Origin of the sequence: Pseudomonas sp. ICMP 460 (genome assembly GCF_002723595.1) — a bacterium.
Taxonomy (GTDB): Bacteria; Pseudomonadota; Gammaproteobacteria; order Pseudomonadales; family Pseudomonadaceae; genus Aquipseudomonas; species Aquipseudomonas kitaguniensis.
Genome location: NZ_LKBR01000004.1, coordinates 181,371 through 197,882 on the forward strand (window position 1 = coordinate 181,371; position 16,512 = coordinate 197,882).

12 protein-coding genes and 1 pseudogene are annotated in these 16,512 nt (G+C 59.6%); 7 read left to right on the forward strand and 6 right to left on the reverse strand.

Translation table 11 applies throughout. The features are described from left to right. Positions 1-10: 10 nt before the first annotated feature. Together AO240_RS05285 and AO240_RS05290 are read left to right on the forward strand one after the other, a co-directional pair. Positions 11-1,729, forward strand: a complete 1,719-nt coding sequence (locus AO240_RS05285) for a fructose-specific PTS transporter subunit EIIC (protein WP_099235441.1) — start codon at positions 11-13, stop codon at positions 1,727-1,729. A 260-nt stretch (positions 1,730-1,989) separates the two neighbouring features. Beyond that, complete coding sequence (locus AO240_RS05290; RefSeq protein ID WP_099235442.1) at positions 1,990-3,531, forward strand: alkaline phosphatase; 1,542 nt, start codon at positions 1,990-1,992, stop codon at positions 3,529-3,531. A gap of 43 nt (positions 3,532-3,574) precedes the next feature. Here AO240_RS05290 and AO240_RS05295 read toward each other — a convergent pair whose 3' ends face one another. After that, on the reverse strand, positions 3,575-6,100 hold the full coding sequence (locus AO240_RS05295) for a sulfite reductase flavoprotein subunit alpha (RefSeq protein ID WP_099235443.1): 2,526 nt from the start codon (positions 6,098-6,100) through the stop codon (positions 3,575-3,577). 111 nt (positions 6,101-6,211) lie between these two features. Between AO240_RS05295 and AO240_RS28275 the strand changes: the two genes are divergently transcribed. Further along, the gene (locus AO240_RS28275) at positions 6,212-6,409 is read left to right on the forward strand and encodes a hypothetical protein (protein ID WP_143505317.1); all 198 of its coding nucleotides are present in this window, start codon (positions 6,212-6,214) and stop codon (positions 6,407-6,409) included. 54 nt (positions 6,410-6,463) lie between these two features. Then, positions 6,464-7,945 carry a M10 family metallopeptidase C-terminal domain-containing protein gene (locus tag AO240_RS05300; RefSeq protein ID WP_099235444.1) on the forward strand — a complete coding sequence of 494 codons (1,482 nt, stop codon included), beginning with the start codon at positions 6,464-6,466 and terminating at the stop codon, positions 7,943-7,945. 44 nt (positions 7,946-7,989) lie between these two features. Here AO240_RS05300 and AO240_RS05305 read toward each other — a convergent pair whose 3' ends face one another. The 5 genes from AO240_RS05305 to AO240_RS05325 all read right to left on the reverse strand — a co-directional run bounded on the left by AO240_RS05305 (position 7,990) and on the right by AO240_RS05325 (position 13,024). After that, positions 7,990-9,153 (reverse strand): type III PLP-dependent enzyme, encoded by a 1,164-nt coding sequence (locus AO240_RS05305; RefSeq protein ID WP_058412733.1) that lies wholly within the window; start codon positions 9,151-9,153, stop codon positions 7,990-7,992. 421 nt (positions 9,154-9,574) lie between these two features. Beyond that, positions 9,575-10,732, reverse strand: coding sequence for a betaine/proline/choline family ABC transporter ATP-binding protein (locus AO240_RS05310; protein ID WP_053131666.1), 1,158 nt, complete (start codon positions 10,730-10,732; stop codon positions 9,575-9,577). Continuing rightward, on the reverse strand, positions 10,729-11,382 hold the full coding sequence (locus AO240_RS05315; protein ID WP_058412732.1) for an ABC transporter permease: 654 nt from the start codon (positions 11,380-11,382) through the stop codon (positions 10,729-10,731). The genes AO240_RS05310 and AO240_RS05315 overlap by 4 nt, the downstream gene beginning before the upstream one ends. Positions 11,383-11,393: 11 nt before the next feature. Next, entirely contained in the window at positions 11,394-12,287 is an 894-nt protein-coding gene (locus tag AO240_RS05320; protein ID WP_058412731.1) for a glycine betaine ABC transporter substrate-binding protein, read from the reverse strand. 20 nt (positions 12,288-12,307) lie between these two features. Continuing rightward, positions 12,308-13,024, reverse strand: a complete 717-nt coding sequence (locus AO240_RS05325) for an ABC transporter permease (protein WP_004372306.1) — start codon at positions 13,022-13,024, stop codon at positions 12,308-12,310. Positions 13,025-13,355: 331 nt separating this feature from the next. Between AO240_RS05325 and AO240_RS05330 the strand changes: the two genes are divergently transcribed. The 3 genes and pseudogenes from AO240_RS05330 to AO240_RS05340 all read left to right on the forward strand — a co-directional run. Further along, entirely contained in the window at positions 13,356-14,939 is a 1,584-nt protein-coding gene (locus AO240_RS05330; RefSeq protein ID WP_099235445.1) for a peptide chain release factor 3, read from the forward strand. 592 nt (positions 14,940-15,531) lie between these two features. Beyond that, a pseudogene (locus AO240_RS05335) lies at positions 15,532-16,151 on the forward strand (Hcp family type VI secretion system effector). 80 nt (positions 16,152-16,231) lie between these two features. After that, a partial coding sequence (locus AO240_RS05340) for a contractile injection system protein, VgrG/Pvc8 family (RefSeq protein ID WP_256585846.1) occupies positions 16,232-16,512 on the forward strand: 281 nt, incomplete at its 3' end.

Here is a 16,512-nt window from a genome sequence, read left to right on the forward strand (position 1 = left end):
AGGGTTTGTGATGAAATTAGCCATTGTTACTGCCTGCCCGAACGGCATGGTCACCAGTGTGCTGTGTGCGCGTTTGCTGGACGCCGCCGCGCAACGCATGGGCTTGCGCACCAGCGTTGAAGTGGTGGACGTGCAGCGGCCCGAGCGCCAGTTGTCGCAGGCCACGCTCGACGACGCCGAGTGGGTGTTGCTGGTCAGCAGCACACCCTTGGACATGCAGCGCTTTGTCGGCAAGCGGGTGTTCCAGAGTACGCCCGCGCAAGCGTTGGCGGATGTCGACGGCGTGCTGCGTCGGGGCGCCGAAGAGGCGCAAATCTACGTCGCCAGCCAAGCCCCGGCGGCGGCGAACGCGCCGCGTATCGTCGCGATTACCGCGTGCCCGACCGGCGTGGCCCACACCTTCATGGCCGCCGAAGCCTTGCAGCAAACGGCCAAGCGCCTGGGCTATGACCTGCAGGTCGAAACCCAAGGTTCGGTCGGCGCACGCACGCCGTTGAGCCCACAAGCGATTGCCGACGCCGACGTGGTATTGCTGGCGGCAGACATTGAAGTCGCCACCGAGCGCTTCGCCGGCAAGAAGATTTACCGTTGCGGCACCGGCATTGCCCTCAAGCAATCTGAAGCCACGCTCAACAAAGCCCTCGCCGAAGGCACGGTGGAAAGTGCGGCCAACGGCGCGGTGGCCAAGAAGTCGGAAAAAACCGGCGTCTACAAACACTTGCTCACCGGCGTGTCGTTCATGTTGCCAATGGTGGTGGCAGGCGGCTTGTTGATCGCCTTGTCGTTTGTGTTCGGCATTCATGCCTTTGAAGAAAAAGGCACCCTGGCGGCGGCACTTAAAACCGTCGGCGACCAGGCCTTTATGCTGATGGTGCCGCTGCTGGCGGGCTACATTGCCTACTCGATCGCCGACCGCCCCGGCATTGCGCCCGGCATGATTGGCGGGTTGCTGGCGGGTACGCTGGGCGCCGGGTTTATCGGCGGTATTTTTGCGGGTTTCCTTGCCGGCTACTGCGTTAAATTTATCTCGCGCGCGGTTCGCTTGCCGCAAAGCCTTGAGGCACTCAAGCCGATCCTGATCATCCCGTTGCTGGCGAGCTTGATCACCGGCCTGGCGATGGTCTACCTGATCGGCCCTCCGGTTGCACGGTTGCTGACCGGCCTGACTGATTTTCTCAGCACCATGGGCACCACCAACGCGGTGCTGCTGGGCATTTTGCTGGGCGGCATGATGTGTGTTGATTTGGGCGGGCCGATCAACAAGGCAGCGTATGCGTTTTCGGTCGGTTTGCTGGCGGCGTCCAGCGGTGCACCGATGGCGGCTACCATGGCCGCCGGTATGGTGCCGCCGATTGGCATGGGCATCGCGACCTTGCTGGCGCGCCGCAAGTTTGCCCAGACCGAGCGTGAGGCGGGCAAAGCGGCGATGATTCTGGGCATGTGCTTTATCTCTGAAGGTGCGATTCCGTTTGCGGCCAAAGACCCGCTGCGGGTGATCCCGGCGAGCATCGCCGGTGGCGCGTTGACCGGCGCTCTGTCGATGTACTTTGGCTGCAAGCTGGCGGCGCCACACGGCGGCTTGTTTGTGCTGATTATTCCTAACGCGATGAACCACGCGCTGCTGTATTTGCTGGCGATTGTGGCCGGCAGTGTGCTGACGGGGTTGGTGTATGCGCTGATCAAGCGCCCTGAGGCGGTCGAGTTGGCGGTGGCTCCGGCGCAAGTCTGACGCGCTTGCCCCACGAACCCGAGCCTGCGTGCGGCCATCGAGGTTTAACCGGGCGCTTCTCAGGTCAAAAGCAGATTTGCTTTTTGTGGGCGCGGGCTTGCTCGCGATGCAGGCACCTCGGTACATCAGCACTACCCAGTGGATGCCATCGCGAGCAAGCCCGCTCCCACAGTTGATTTGTATCGGGCTGTAATCAGTGTCACATCCGCTTCATGCGCCCGTGCTTAAGTGGCCCTTTTGATACTCAAGAGGGCACCTGCATGAGCCACTTCGACCTCGGCCGTCGCCGCGTGATGCAAGCCGTTGGCGCCGGCCTGTTGTTGCCGGGCCTGGCGCCTGCGGTGATTGCTTCGGTGAAAGACCGGCCGCAACTGACCGATGGCGTGCAGTCCGGCGATTTGCTCGGCGACCGCGCGATGATCTGGAGCCGCAGTGACCGCCCCGCGAAAATGGTCGTGGAGTGGGACACCCGCAGCGTGTTCAGCAACCCGCGCAAATTCATCTCGCCGCTCGCCGACAGTCGCACCGACTTTACAGCGCGCGTCGAACTCACCGGGTTGCCTGTCGACCAAGCGATTTTCTACCGCGTGCATTTTGAAGACGCCCAGACCGGCGTCGCCAGCGAGCCTTGGTTCGGCCACCTGCGCAGCGTGCCACAACAACGCCGCGACATTCGCTTCGTGTGGAGCGGCGACACCGTTGGTCAGGGCTTCGGCATCAACCCGGACATCGGCGGCATGCGTATTTACGAAGCCATGCGCCTGCGCTTGCCGGATTTTTTTATTCACAGCGGCGACACGATCTACGCCGACGGCCCGGTGCCTGCACAGCTCACCGTGGAAGACGGCCGCGTCTGGCGCAATATCACCACCGAAGCCAAGAGCAAAGTCGCCGAAACCCTCGACGAGTACCGCGGCAATTATCGCTACAACTTGCTCGATGAAAACGTGCGCCGCTTTAACGCCGAGGTGCCGCAGATCTGGCAATGGGACGACCACGAGGTGATCAACAACTGGTCGCCGAGCAAGCAACTCGATGAGCGCTACACCACCCGCGACATCAACACCCTGGTCGGCCGCGCGCGCCAGGCCTGGCTGGAGTATTCACCGATGCGCCGGCAAAGCGCCGACGGTGGCGGGCGTATTTATCGCAAGCTCAGTTACGGCCCGTTGCTGGATGTGTTCGTGCTCGACATGCGCAGTTATCGCGGCCCCAACGACGACAACCTGGGCGGCGAAAAACCGTTCATGGGCCGTGAGCAACTGGACTGGCTCAAGCGTGAACTCAAGGCCTCTCAAGCGCAGTGGAAGGTCATCGCCGCCGACATGCCCATCGGCCTCGGCGTGCCCGACGGTGAGGTCAGCCCCGGCGTGCCGCGCTGGGAAGCCATCGCCAACGGCGACCCCGGCCCGGCGCAAGGGCGTGAGCTGGAAATTGCCGAATTGTTGGGTTTTTTGCGCGCGCAGAAGGTGAGCAACCATGTGTGGCTGACGGCGGATGTGCACTACTGTGCGGCGCATCATTACCACCCGGACCGCGCGGCGTTTCAGGATTTTGAACCATTCTGGGAGTTCGTCGCGGGGCCTTTGAACGCCGGGAGTTTCGGGCCTAACCCGCTGGATAAAACCTTTGGCCCGGAAGTGGTATTCGAGAAGGCGCCACCGGCGCAGAATACATCGCCGTTTGCCGGCTTTCAGTTCTTTGGCGAAGTGCAGATTGATGGGCAGACGGCCGAGCTGACCGTGACCTTGCGCGACCTGGACGGGGTCTCAGTCTTCGAGCAAACGCTGCAACCTGCCTGAGTTGATCATTCCCACGCTCTGTGTGGGAACGATCATTTGGGGCTCAGTACACATCGCGGCGATAGCGGCCTTGCTCAATCAAGCGCTCCACTGCTTCGTTGCCCAGCACCTCGCGCAGCACTTGATCGACGCCTGTCGCCATCCCTTGCAAGCTGCCGCACACATAAATGGCAGCGCCGTCCGCCAGCCATCTGCGCAGCACATCCGCCGATTCACGCAGGCGGTCCTGTACGTAGATTTTCTCGGCTTGGTCGCGGGAAAACGCCAGGTCCAGCAGCGCCAGATCACCGCTCGCCAGCCAGCCTTGAAGCTCATGCTGGCACAGGTAGTCGTGGGCAATATTGCGCTCGCCGAAGAGTAACCAGTTGCGTTGCCGGCCCTCGGCAATGCGCGCTTTGAGCAAGCTGCGCAGCCCCGCGAGGCCGGTGCCGTTGCCCAACAGTATCAGCGGCACCGGTGCTTGCGGCAGGTGGAAACCACTGTTGCTGCGCAGGCGCAAGCTGATGCCTGAACCGATGGCGGCGTGTTCGGTCAGCCAGCCGGAGCCCAGGCCCAGGCTGCCATCGGGGTGACGTTCCTGGCGCACGATCAACTGCAACACGCCGTCACTCGCGATCGAGGCGATCGAGTATTCGCGCAGGCCCAGCGGCACCAATGCGTTGACCAAAGCTTGTGCGTGCAGGCCGACCAAGTGCGCGCGGTTGTGCGGCAGTTGGCGGGCGGCGAGGGCTTGGCTGAGCGTTTGCGCCGTGCCGTCGATCAGCACGCCGTCACTGCCCTCCAGGCCCAAACCTGCGAGGAAGTGCTCGATGGCCGCTGCGCTGTTGCGTGGCAGCACGTCCACCAGGTCGCCGGCCGACCAGCGTTGCGGCGACGGCGGGGTGAGGCTGAGCAAGTAGATGGCCGCGCCGACGCTGTCGCGGTTGAGCAGGGCGCGCTCGGACAGGGTCCAGTGTTCGAACGGTGCCGTTTGCCAGGCCGCCGCCGGCGCGTGGCCGGTGAGTTGGCCCAGTTGCTGTTGCCAAGTCAGCAAGGCTTGGGTGTCGCCGCTGTCGACTTCCACCGGGGCAAACAGCGGGTTGCCGCCCTGGTGGGTCAGCCAGAAGTGCAGGCGCCGCGCAAAGCCACAGAAGTGTTGGTACTGGCGATCACCCAGCGCCAGTACCGCGTAGTTCAGGCCTTTGAGCGACAGCTGTTGACCGAGCACGCTGCGTTCGAAACCACGGGCGCTGTCGGGGGCTTCGCCGTCGCCGAAGGTGCTGACCACAAACAGCGCATTGTGCGACTGGCGCAGCTCGTCCTGGCTGATGCCAGCCAGGGGCTGCACGTTTACCGGCAGCCCGGCCGCCTGCAATTGCCCGGCAGTTTGCCACGCAAGCTGCTCGGCGAAGCCGCTCTGGCTGGCAAAGCCGATCAACCACGCCGGGGCATCGCTGTGGTTGGCGCCAAGGCCTTCGCGCGCCTCACGCACTTGGCGTTTTTTGCGGCGACGGTCGAGGTACAGCAGCCAGCCGGTAATAAAGAACAGCGGCATGCACAGCGCGCTGACGGTGAGGATGATGCGCCCCGCCAGGCCGAAATAACTGCCGGTGTGCAGCGCGTAGATACTGGTCAGCAGTTGCGACTTGAGGGTGTTGCTGGCGTAACGGTCGTGGCGTTGGAGCTCGCCGGTGGCCGGGTCCAGGGTGATCTGGTTGGTGGCGCGGTCATGCGGCGACGTTTTGAGCAGGTAATACACGGTGGCCGGTTGCCCGGCGACGGCCGGCATACGAATGTTGTAAGCGCTCAGTCCAGGCCCCGCGTTGCTGTAGATGCTGCTCCAGATGGCGTCATAGTTAGCCACCGGCGCCGGGCCGTCGGGCGCCGGGCCGCGCTTGCGCATGCGTTCATTGTTCGGCGCGTCGGAGAGCAGTTTGGTCAGCCCCTGGTTGTACCAATCGTAGGACCAGGACAGGCCCGTCAACGCCGCCAGAAGATAAAACAGCAGGCACCAGGTGCCGAATACCGAGTGCAAATCCCAGTTGAAACTGCGGCCCTTTTTGCGCCAGTCGAGTGTCAGCCAGGCGCGCCAGCTCGCCACTTGGCGCGGCCAGCGCAGGTACAGGCCGGAGAGGCAGAAGAACAGCAGGATCAGCGTGCAGGCGCCAGTGATTTGCCGGCCGGTTTCGCCCATCGCCAGGAAGCGGTGCAATTGCAGCACAAAGCCGAAGAAGTCCTGCCCGACGGCGTCGCCCAGGTAATCGCCGGTGTACGGGTCGAAGTAGCGCATCTGGCCACGGCGCTCGCCCGGCGGCGCGCTGAAAAGCACGCGTGCGGCATTGCCGCTGTCGCTTTCCACCCACAGCATCGCCACGCTTTTGCCTTCGGTAGCCTGCAGCTTGCGCACCAGTTCGGCAGGCGGCAGTACGCCGGCTTCGCGCTTTTGCACGCTGAGTACCGTGGGGTTGAGCGCCCGCAGAATTTCATCCTGAAACGACACCGCCGCCCCGGTGATCCCCATCAACGCCAACACCAGCCCGGCGGTAATGCCGAAGAACCAGTGCAACTGGAACAGGGTTTTCTTCAACACGTCTGACGGCCTCGCTGAGCGGTTAGTAGATTACGGCGCGCATTATGCCGTGGGTTATCGAGAAATATTCTGTTTTGCGCACAAAAGCGCCACGCATCTGATGCGTGGGGCTTGTCGCTGGACATTGATAAAGCCTGGATCGTCTTTGGTGCTTACAGGGCGGATAACCATCTGCTGATCGATCCTACGGCTACCAACACGGGTGAGCTACGGGGCAATTTGGTTGCGCTGACTTTTATTGCGGAAAAGGCTGATAAAGCGCTGGCTGGATTGGTGACACGTTTGTGCCTCGTTTCCACGATTGGTTGAACAGCGCTTGCAAGGCATGTGCTGGTTCCGCTGAACCCCAGAGTGTTTTTTATTATGCGAATCAATCAGGCATCTGTTCCTGCGGGATATGACGTTGTTCAACGAGCTCTCGAAGAAAATAAACGCGGCGCTGAAAAAAGGTCTGAAGATGAGGACCCATCGCTGACCAGCGCACAGGTTGCAGATCGGCTTAACCGCGCCGGCAGCCGCTGGCGTGACAGTAACCGGAATGGCAAGACCGAGCTTACTTATGAATTTGCCAATGCCCCGCCACGCGGCTTCAGAGAATTCAAGCGTATAAACAGCAAGTCCGGGATCGACAAAGTCTTGCCGCTGAGCCTTTTGCACAAAGAACTTATCAACAAGGCGCATCAAGAGTATGCCGATGTTGCCAATCTGACTTTCACCGAACAAGCACGCGGCGCCAGTGAGGGGCATCTGACCCACAGAGGGTACGTCACTGGCAACAACGCCTCGACCATGTTGGGCTTTGCTTACAAACCGGACCCGCGCGACCCAGAGGTACAGGGCACGGTCTGGCTACGTCTTGCAGAGCAGACGAGCGGACCGCGCAACCCGGCCAACGCTGATAGAAATGACATGATTACCGAAAAATGGCGTTCAACCATGATCCATGAGCTAGGGCACAGCCTTGGTTTGGATCATCCGCACGGTGATGAAAATGAAAAGCTTGAGCCGCAGTATTATGCGGAGGATTTGAGGACCTACTCGATCATGAGCTACACCACGCCCTTTCTGAACGACGCTGAGGAGAGTGTCCACCCCGTCAGCCTGATGATGGATGACATGCGGGCAATCCAGGCAAAATATGGTGCGAACTACGCCACGCGCAACGGCAATACTACTTATGGCTTCAACTCCAATACTGATCGTGATCAGTACAGCCTGAAAACGGCCCAGGACAAACCATTGTTCAGCGTGTGGGATGGCGGTGGCTGGGATACCCTCGATTTTTCCGAGTTCAGCCAAGATCAAACGATCAACCTCAATGCAGGCTCGTTTTCTTCAGTGGCAGGGTTGGAGGGTAACGTCGGTATCGCCCATGGTGTGACGATTGAAGAGGCCAGAGGTGGCCAAGGCAAGAATACGTTGATCGGTAATGCGGCCTTCAATGTCCTGCGGGGCGGCCGCAGCGACGACATTATTTATGGCGGCAGCGGCGGGGCGCAAACGTGGGGCGGGGCGGGCGCCAATACCTTTGTGTTTGATGCTACGTCCAGTGGTAAGCCTAATCTGGTCATGGACTTCGTCAGCGGCAAGGACAAACTCGACCTGTCTGGCGTGAGCCGACAATCAGGTCCGCTGAACTTTGTTTCCAGGTTGCCGATTGATCGCAGAAAACAACAAGACCCGAACAACCCGACGTTCATGACCAAACCGGGTGATGTGCTGGTGAACTACGACCCCAAGGTTCAGCGAACGCTTTTAAGGATGGACACCACGGGGGATGGCAGGCTGGACCTGCAGATTTTTGTCACCGGCAAAGTAGATGTCCGCAAGGATATTTTTGTATAAAAAAAGCCCATGACACGTCATGGGCTTTTTGCTGGCGGTGCTGCTTAAACGTAGAACGATTTCAGCGGCGGAAAGCCGTTGAACTCAACCGCGCTGTAGCTGGTGGTGTAGGCACCGGTCGACAACCAGTACATACGGTCACCAATTGCCAGGTTCAGCGGCAGGCCGTATTTGTAGTTTTCGTACATGATGTCGGCGCTGTCGCAGGTTGGGCCGGCGATCACCACTTCTTCCATCTCGCCTTTTTTCTCGGTCCAGATCGGGAACTTGATGGCTTCGTCCATGGTTTCGATCAGGCCCGAGAACTTGCCCACATCCGTGTACACCCAGCGTTCGACGGCGGTGCGCGATTTGCGCGCAACCAGCACTACTTCGCTGACCAGGATGCCGGCGTTGGCGATCAACGAACGGCCCGGTTCCAGGATGATTTCCGGCAGGTCATCGCCGAAGTCTTCCTTGAGGAAGCGGATGATTTCTTCGGCGTAGGTTTCCAGGCTGTTGGTGCGGGTGATGTAGTTGGCCGGGAAGCCACCGCCCATGTTGATCAGTTTCAGCTGAATGCCGTCTTCTTCTTTCAAACGTTCGAAGATCACTTTGACCTTGGCGATGGCGGCGTCCCATACGCTGATGTCGCGCTGTTGCGAACCGACGTGGAACGAGATGCCATAAGGCACCAGGCCGAGGTCACGCGCCAGAATCAGCAGGTCCATGGCCATGTCGGTCTGGCAGCCGAATTTGCGCGACAACGGCCAGTCAGCCGTGGTCGAGCCTTCGGTGAGGATACGCACGTAGACTTTCGAACCCGGTGCGGCCTTGGCAATGTTGCGCAGGTCGGCTTCGGAGTCGGTCGAGAACAGGCGCACGCCTTTATCGAAGAAGTAGCGAATGTCTTTGGATTTCTTGATGGTGTTGCCGTAGCTGATACGGTCGGGGCTGACGCCACGGTCCATGACCTTGTCCAGCTCGTAGATCGAGGCGATGTCGAAGCTCGAGCCTTTGTCTTTGAGCAGGTCGATGATCTCGACGGCCGGGTTGGCCTTGACGGCGTAATAGACTTTGGCAAATTCGAAACCGGCGCGCAGGTCATCGTAGGCCTGGCTGATCATCGCGGTGTCGATCACCACGAACGGGGTTTCCTGTTTGTCGGCGAACGCCTTCATTTTGTCAAAGGTGGCGCGCGCGAAATAATCTTCGACGTTGATCGACATGCTGGGAACTCCTAAGGGCAAACTGGTTTGATCAATGGGTGCAAATGAACGTCCTCCGTATCCCCACTTTGGTTCGCCTACTTCCCAAGGCATGTCGCCGAAAGCAAAAAGGCCATGGGAGTAACCGCTCCCTTGGCCTTGCTGTCTCGTCGTCAGTACTTGAGCCGGATGGATCGTTTCCAGCATGGACGTTCGGCGCGAACTTTAGGACGTGGGAGGCCATAGATCAACTAAAAATGTCGCGTTTTTGCACGCGTTCGTCGCGCAGCGACGTTCAGCTACTTATGTAACCGACAGGTATGACGAATTGATGTTCCCCGAATGGGTTAAATCCACGGTATTTCCCTGACACACCAGAGAGCAAAATGTGGGAGGGGGCAAGCCCCCTCCCACATTTTGCTCTCTGGTGTGTCAGTTCAGTTCAAGCCAGGGCGGTTTCGGCGGGCGAAACAATGCTGGTCTTGCCGCCACGCGATTTACCCGAACTCAAGTACTCGGCAATCGACTCTTGAGTCACTTCACCAAGGAACACCCGTTCGGCATCCATCACCGGCAACCACGAGCGGTTGAACTCGTACATGCGCGACAGCAGGATGCGCAAGTGTTCGTCGTACGCCGCGGTGGCGTTGAACTCGCGCAAGTACTGGCCGCAGGTGCCGGTTTGACGGTGCAGGTCGCGACGTCGTACATAGCCCAGCGCCTTGTTCTCGGCGCAGGTCACCACCACGTAACGGCGGTCGGTTTCGTCCATCAATTCCAGTGCCTCGGCCACCGGGGTTTCCGGACTCACCGACGGCGCGTTGTCCGCTGCGTCTTCGGCCTTCACCAACAGCAGGCGCTTGAGGGTGCTGTCCTGGCCGACGAAGTTGCTGACGAATTCGTCAGCCGGGTGCGCCAGCAGCGTGTCCGGGTGGTCGATCTGCAGCAGCTTGCCGGCGCGGAAAATCGCGATCTTGTCGCCCAGCTTGATGGCTTCGTCGATGTCGTGGCTGACCATAATCACGGTCTTGTTCAGCGCGCGCTGCATCTCGAAGAACTCGTTCTGGATCATCTCGCGGTTGATCGGGTCGACCGCGCCGAACGGCTCGTCCATCAGCAGCAACGGCGCATCCGCCGCCAGCGCGCGAATCACGCCGATACGTTGTTGCTGGCCACCCGACAGTTCACGCGGGTAGCGATGCAGGTATTGCTTGGGCTCCAGCTTGATCATGCTCATCAACTCGCGGGCGCGGTCGTGGCATTTCTGTTTGTCCCAGCCCAGCAGCTTGGGCACGACCACGATGTTTTCCTCGATGGTCATGTTCGGGAACAGGCCGATTTGCTGGATCACGTAGCCGATGTTGCGACGCAGGGTCACTTCGTCGAGGTCGGTGGTGTCTTCGCCGTTGATCAAAATCTTGCCCGAGGTGGGCTTGATCAGGCGGTTGATCATTTTCAGCGTGGTGCTCTTGCCGCAGCCCGACGGGCCGAGGAATACGCAAATCTCGCCTTCGTTGACGGTCAGGCTTACGTCGTTCACGGCAGACACTGTTTTGCCGTTGCTTTGAAAAGTCTTGGTCAGGTTTTGAAGTTCGATCATTTGAGCAGTCCTTTTGGAGTCAGCGAGCGTTGCAGCCATTGCAATAGCAGGTCGGCGAAGATGGCCAGAAGACTGACCAGTACGGCGCCGACAACCAGCATCGACATGTCGCTACGGCTGATGGAAGCCAGAATCAGTACGCCCAGGCCACCGGCGCCGATGGTGGCGGCGATGGTCATGACGCCAATGTTCATCACCACGGCGGTGCGCACACCGGCGAGGATCACCGGCACCGCGATGGGCAATTCGACCATGCGCAGGCGCTGGGCGAAGGTCATGCCGATGCCTTTGGCGGCTTCGCGAATGCCTGGTTCTACGCCGGTCAGGGCCAGGTAGGTGTTACGCATGATCGGCAGCAGGGAGTAGAGGAACACCGCAGTAATCGCCGGCATTGGCCCCAGGCCCTGGCCGAATTTGGAGTAAAACGGCAGCAGCAGGCCGAACAGCGCTATCGACGGAACGGTGAGCAGCACCGTGGCGCTGGCTTGCAACGGCCCCGCGAGCGTCGGGAAGCGCGTCATCAACACGCCCAGCGGCACGCCAATAAAGATCGCCAGCAGCACCGCGATGCCGACCAGGGTGATGTGCTGCAAGGTCAGGTGCAGGACTTGTGCCCAGTCAAGATGGGAAAAGGCGTTTAAAAATTCCATGTCTTCTCCTCTTAGTTGATCGGGTGTTGGCGCAGGAAATCGGCGGCAACAGCGGACGGGCTTTCATGGTCGACGTCGACCCGTGCGTTCAACTGGCGCATGGTTGCGTCGTCGAACAGCGCGGCCAGCGGCGCAAGGTCGGCGGCCAGTTGTGGGTGAGCATCCAGGTACACCTGACGCACCACGGGGGCCGCGGTGTAGTCCGGAAAGTAATGCTTGTCGTCTTCCAGCAGCTTCAATTTGAAGGCGTTCAGGCGACCGTCGGTGGTGTAGACCAAACCGGCAAATACCTGGCCATTACGCAGCGCGGTGTAGACCAGGCCGGCGTCCATCTGGCGTGTGTTTTCGCGCGTCAGGTTCATGCCGTACAGCTTGACCATGCCGCCCATGCCGTCGGAGCGGTTGGCGAACTCGGTGTCCAGGGCGACCAGGCGTGTGCCTTTGGTTTTTTCGGCCAGGGCTTGGGTCAGGTCGCTCATGGTGTTGATCTGAGGGAATTCCTTGGCCACATTTTCCGGCAACGCTAACGCGTAGGTGTTGCTGAATTTCGACGGCGACAGCCAGACCAGGCCTTTTTTCGCGTCGAGTTCTTTGACTCGAGCGTAGGACTGTTGGCTGTCGAGCTTCTCGTCGACGTGGTTGTAGGCCACCAGCGAGACGCCGGTGTATTCCCAGATCAAGTCCAGTTGCCCGCTTTCCTGGGCACTGCGCGCCAGGTTGCTGCCCAGGCCACCGGTCACTTGGGTGTCATAGCCCTTGGTGCGCAGGTACTGGGAGGTGATTTCGGCGAGCAGGGTTTGTTCGGTGAACACCCGGGCGCCGATGCGAATGACGGGTTTTTCTGCGGCTTGCGCAAAACCTGCAAACAGCAGGACGCAGCTCAGTATCAGTGTCAGTTTTTTCATATCAATTCCTTTGCCAAGCCTTAAGACGGACGCAACCCGCGTTCCAGCCAGAGGCGGCTGGCCATGGTCACCAGACCGTCAAGCAGCAATGCCAGCAACGCGGTGCACGCGGCGCCGAGCAGCAATTGCGGCTGATTGTTCAAGGCGATGCCGGGGAAGATCAGGCTGCCCAGGCTGTTGGCACCAATCAGGAACGCCAGCGGTGCGGTGCCCACGTTGATCGCCAGGGCCACGCGTACGCCGCCGATGATGATCGGCACGGCGTTGGGCAATTCCACGCGAAACAGCACTTGGCGCGGCGTCATGCCGATGCCGGTGGCGGCTTCTTTCAGCGAACCCTGTACGTTTTTCAGGCCTTCGTAAGTGTTACGCACGATAGGCAGGAGGGAGGCGAGGAACAGCGCGAAGATGGCCGGGCCACTGCCGATGCCGAGGACGCCGAGGGCGATGGCCAGTACGGCCAGGGGCGGAACGGTGTTGCCGATGTTGAAGATCTGCATGAAGCGTTCTGCGCGCCCGACCATGTTCGGTCGGCTGAGCAGGATACCGGCGGGAATGCCCACAATCAGCGCCGCCAGCATGGAGACTAGAACAAGGATCAAATGAGCTTGCAGGTAAAACAACAAATCGTCGCGGTACAGTTCGATCGTGTTGATGCCGATCCAGTGGACCAGCAGGGCCAGGAGAGCGACGACAACCGCTCCTCCTATCAGCCCTTTGCCATAGCGAATAGCCACAGGCGGACTCCTTTTTTCTTTTGTCGGCGACCACATTTCCGAGCGGCAATGCCATTCCTGGCTGTCGGCGAATGTAGTCGCGAAAAGCAGCTTGCCAATGCCGGTAAGACGGCATGAGGTCAAGCCATGAGCGCAGCCTCGTCAGGCTAACTTGCTGATTTATCAGCCCCTGGTCCGAGCGCGGTAGCAGGGGAGTGGACGTCTCTACCTTTTAAAAGGTTCCACACTTGGCAGCATTTAGCCACCCCCAATGGGCTGAACGGTGGTCCGGCTGCTCGGGTTTGCGCTATACTCGCCGCCCTTTTTTGACTCACCTGCCAGGCGATTTCCCATGACCCACCAGGCCGCCGAAGTCGCGAAACGCCGCACTTTCGCCATTATTTCCCACCCCGATGCCGGTAAAACCACCATCACCGAGAAGCTCCTGCTGATGGGCAAGGCAATCGCGGTGGCCGGCACGGTGAAATCCCGCAAGTCCGACCGCCATGCCACCTCCGACTGGATGGAAATGGAAAAACAACGGGGTATTTCGATTACCACCTCGGTCATGCAGTTTCCGTATCGCGACCACATGGTCAACCTGCTCGACACCCCGGGTCACGAAGACTTTTCCGAAGATACTTACCGCACCTTGACCGCAGTCGACTCGGCGCTGATGGTGCTTGACGGCGGTAAAGGCGTTGAGCCGCGTACCATCGCGCTGATGGACGTGTGCCGTCTGCGTGACACGCCGATCGTCAGCTTCATCAACAAACTCGACCGCGATATTCGCGACCCGATCGAATTGCTGGATGAAATCGAAGCCGTCTTGAAGATCAAGGCGGCACCGATCACCTGGCCGATCGGTTGCTACCGCGACTTCAAGGGCGTGTACCACCTGGCCGACGACTACATCATTGTCTACACCGCCGGCCATGGCCACGAACGCACCGATGTAAAAATCATCGAGAAGCTCGACTCCGACGACGCCCGCGCCCATTTGGGTGACGAGTACGACCGGTTTGTCGACCAGTTGGAACTGGTGCAAGGCGCCTGCCATGCGTTCAACCAGCAGGAATTTCTCGACGGCCAACTGACCCCGGTATTCTTCGGTACGGCCTTGGGCAACTTCGGTGTCGACCACGTGCTCGACGCCGTGGTGAACTGGGCGCCGAAGCCGCTTGCGCGCGTGGCCAACGAGCGCACCGTGGAACCGGTCGAAGAAAAATTCACCGGCTTCGTGTTCAAGATCCAGGCGAACATGGACCCCAAACACCGCGACCGTATCGCCTTCATGCGCATCTGCTCCGGCAAATACGACAAAGGCATGAAGATGCGCCATGTGCGTACCGGCAAGGACGTGCGCATCGGCGATGCCCTGACGTTCTTCTCCTCCGAGCGTGAACAGCTTGAAGAGGCGTTTGCCGGCGACATCATCGGTTTGCACAACCACGGCACCATCCAGATCGGCGACACCTTCACCGAAGGCGAAACGCTGGGCTTTACCGGTATCCCGCACTTCGCCCCGGAACTGTTCCGCCGCGTACGCCTGCGTGACCCGCTCAAGTCCAAGCAACTGCGCCAAGGCCTGCAGCAGCTCGCGGAGGAGGGCGCCACCCAAGTGTTCTTCCCGGAGCGCAGCAACGACATCATCCTCGGCGCCGTCGGTGTGTTGCAGTTCGACGTGGTCGCCAGCCGCTTGAAAGAGGAATACAAGGTTGAGTGCTCGTATGAGCCGATCACCGTGTACTCCGCGCGCTGGATCGATTGCAGCGACAAGAAGAAGTTGGAGGAATTCTCCAATAAGGCTGTGGAAAACCTGGCGATCGACGGCGGTGGTCACCTGACCTACCTGGCCCCGACACGGGTTAACCTGGCGTTGATGGAAGAGCGCTGGCCTGACGTGAAATTCCGTGCGACGCGCGAACACCATTAAAGTCTGAGCGCTACGAGGAAGGGCGAAGCTGTGATGGCTTCGCCTTTTTTATTGAGCGAGAGTGATGTTTAACGCTTTCATTTGCATTAACGGGCGCGCTGCACTTGCGGTGTTAATGGGAAGTAGCGCCTCTTAAATTTTGAAGTAAAAGATTTAGTAATTATGTGTCGTAATGTTTCATAAGTTCGGTGCCTTGAGCGACAAGCTGCATGGTTCGTGCGTGAACATCCTGGTGCTGACTGATCTGCAAGCATCGCTTATGCTCTCCCTCTTAGTTAGAGGCATGATCAGCAAGTCAGGCAACTAGTTGCGCAGTAGTCTGTGGAAAAGCCTGTGGATAGATCCCTGCAGGCTTTATAAATAAAGGCGCATAGGCGAGTGCGCAGGAAGTTGCGCACCACTGCGCAAGAAGTTGCTCAACATTCACGGCTTTCTCTACGCAACTTATCAACTCATACCGCTAACACGTCCGCGACACCCCCGGTTTATATACGAAATAATTAACGTGGCACGGTATTTGATACCTGCTTAGTTACCCACCGGGCGATTTCGCCTCCCGGGCATTCTTATTTATCCAGCAAGGAGCATCTCCATGGCTACGCCAGCGTATATGTCCATCACGGGCACCAAACAAGGCCTGATCACCGCCGGTGCTTTCACCGCCGATTCGGTTGGCAACACCTACCAGGAAGGTCACGAAGACCAGGTCATGGTTCAGGGCTTCAGCCACGAAGTGATCATCCCGCGTGACCCGCAGTCCGGCCAGCCTACCGGCCAGCGCGTACACAAGCCGGTCAAAATCACCAAGGTATTCGACAAGTCCTCGCCTCTGCTGCTGGCAGCCCTGACTTCCGGCGAGCGCCTGACCGAAATCACCATCCAGTGGTACCGCACCTCGGCTGCCGGCACCCAGGAACACTACTTCACCACCAAACTTGAAGACGCGATCATCGTCGACATCAAGGACTACATGCACAACTGCCAAGACCCGGCGAACTCGCACTTCACTCACAGGAACACTACTTCACCACCAAACTTGAAGACGCGATCATCGTCGACATCAAGGACTACATGCACAACTGCCAAGACCCGGCGAACTCGCACTTCACTCACCTGGAAGACGTCGAATTCACCTACCGCAAAATCACCTGGACTCACGAAGTATCCGGTACTTCGGGTTCCGATGACTGGCGTTCGCCGGTCGCTGGCTAAGCCTGGCTGACCGTTGCACACATCGGCCAGCCCTGCTGGTCGATGTTGTTTTCAGCATTGCATGACACAAGGAACAAGGGATGTTCGCGCCGGCCAATCAGACTCACTTCAGCCTGACCATCGAGGGGCTGGCAAACGACCTTCAAGTCTTCAGCCTGAGCGGTCGCGAGGCGATCAGCCAACCGTTCGCGTTCGAGATTGAACTGGTCAGTGAACAGCCGTCCCTCGACCTCGAAAGCCTGCTGCACAAACCGGCCTTTTTGCAGTTGTCACCTGACGGCAGCGGCATTCACGGGCAGATCTACCGTGCCGCCCAGGGCGACTCCGGCAAGCGCCTGACGCGCTACGCCGTGACGCTGCG

Coding starts and splice junctions, on each gene's coding strand:
- AO240_RS05285 (WP_099235441.1), top strand. CDS start 11: ATGAAATTAGCCATTGTTACTGCCTGCCCGAACGGCATGGTCACCAGT.
- AO240_RS05290 (WP_099235442.1), top strand. CDS start 1,990: ATGAGCCACTTCGACCTCGGCCGTCGCCGCGTGATGCAAGCCGTTGGC.
- AO240_RS05300 (WP_099235444.1), top strand. CDS start 6,464: ATGCGAATCAATCAGGCATCTGTTCCTGCGGGATATGACGTTGTTCAA.
- AO240_RS05305 (WP_058412733.1), bottom strand. CDS start 9,153: ATGTCGATCAACGTCGAAGATTATTTCGCGCGCGCCACCTTTGACAAA.
- AO240_RS05310 (WP_053131666.1), bottom strand. CDS start 10,732: ATGATCGAACTTCAAAACCTGACCAAGACTTTTCAAAGCAACGGCAAA.
- AO240_RS05315 (WP_058412732.1), bottom strand. CDS start 11,382: ATGGAATTTTTAAACGCCTTTTCCCATCTTGACTGGGCACAAGTCCTG.
- AO240_RS05320 (WP_058412731.1), bottom strand. CDS start 12,287: ATGAAAAAACTGACACTGATACTGAGCTGCGTCCTGCTGTTTGCAGGT.
- AO240_RS05330 (WP_099235445.1), top strand. CDS start 13,356: ATGACCCACCAGGCCGCCGAAGTCGCGAAACGCCGCACTTTCGCCATT.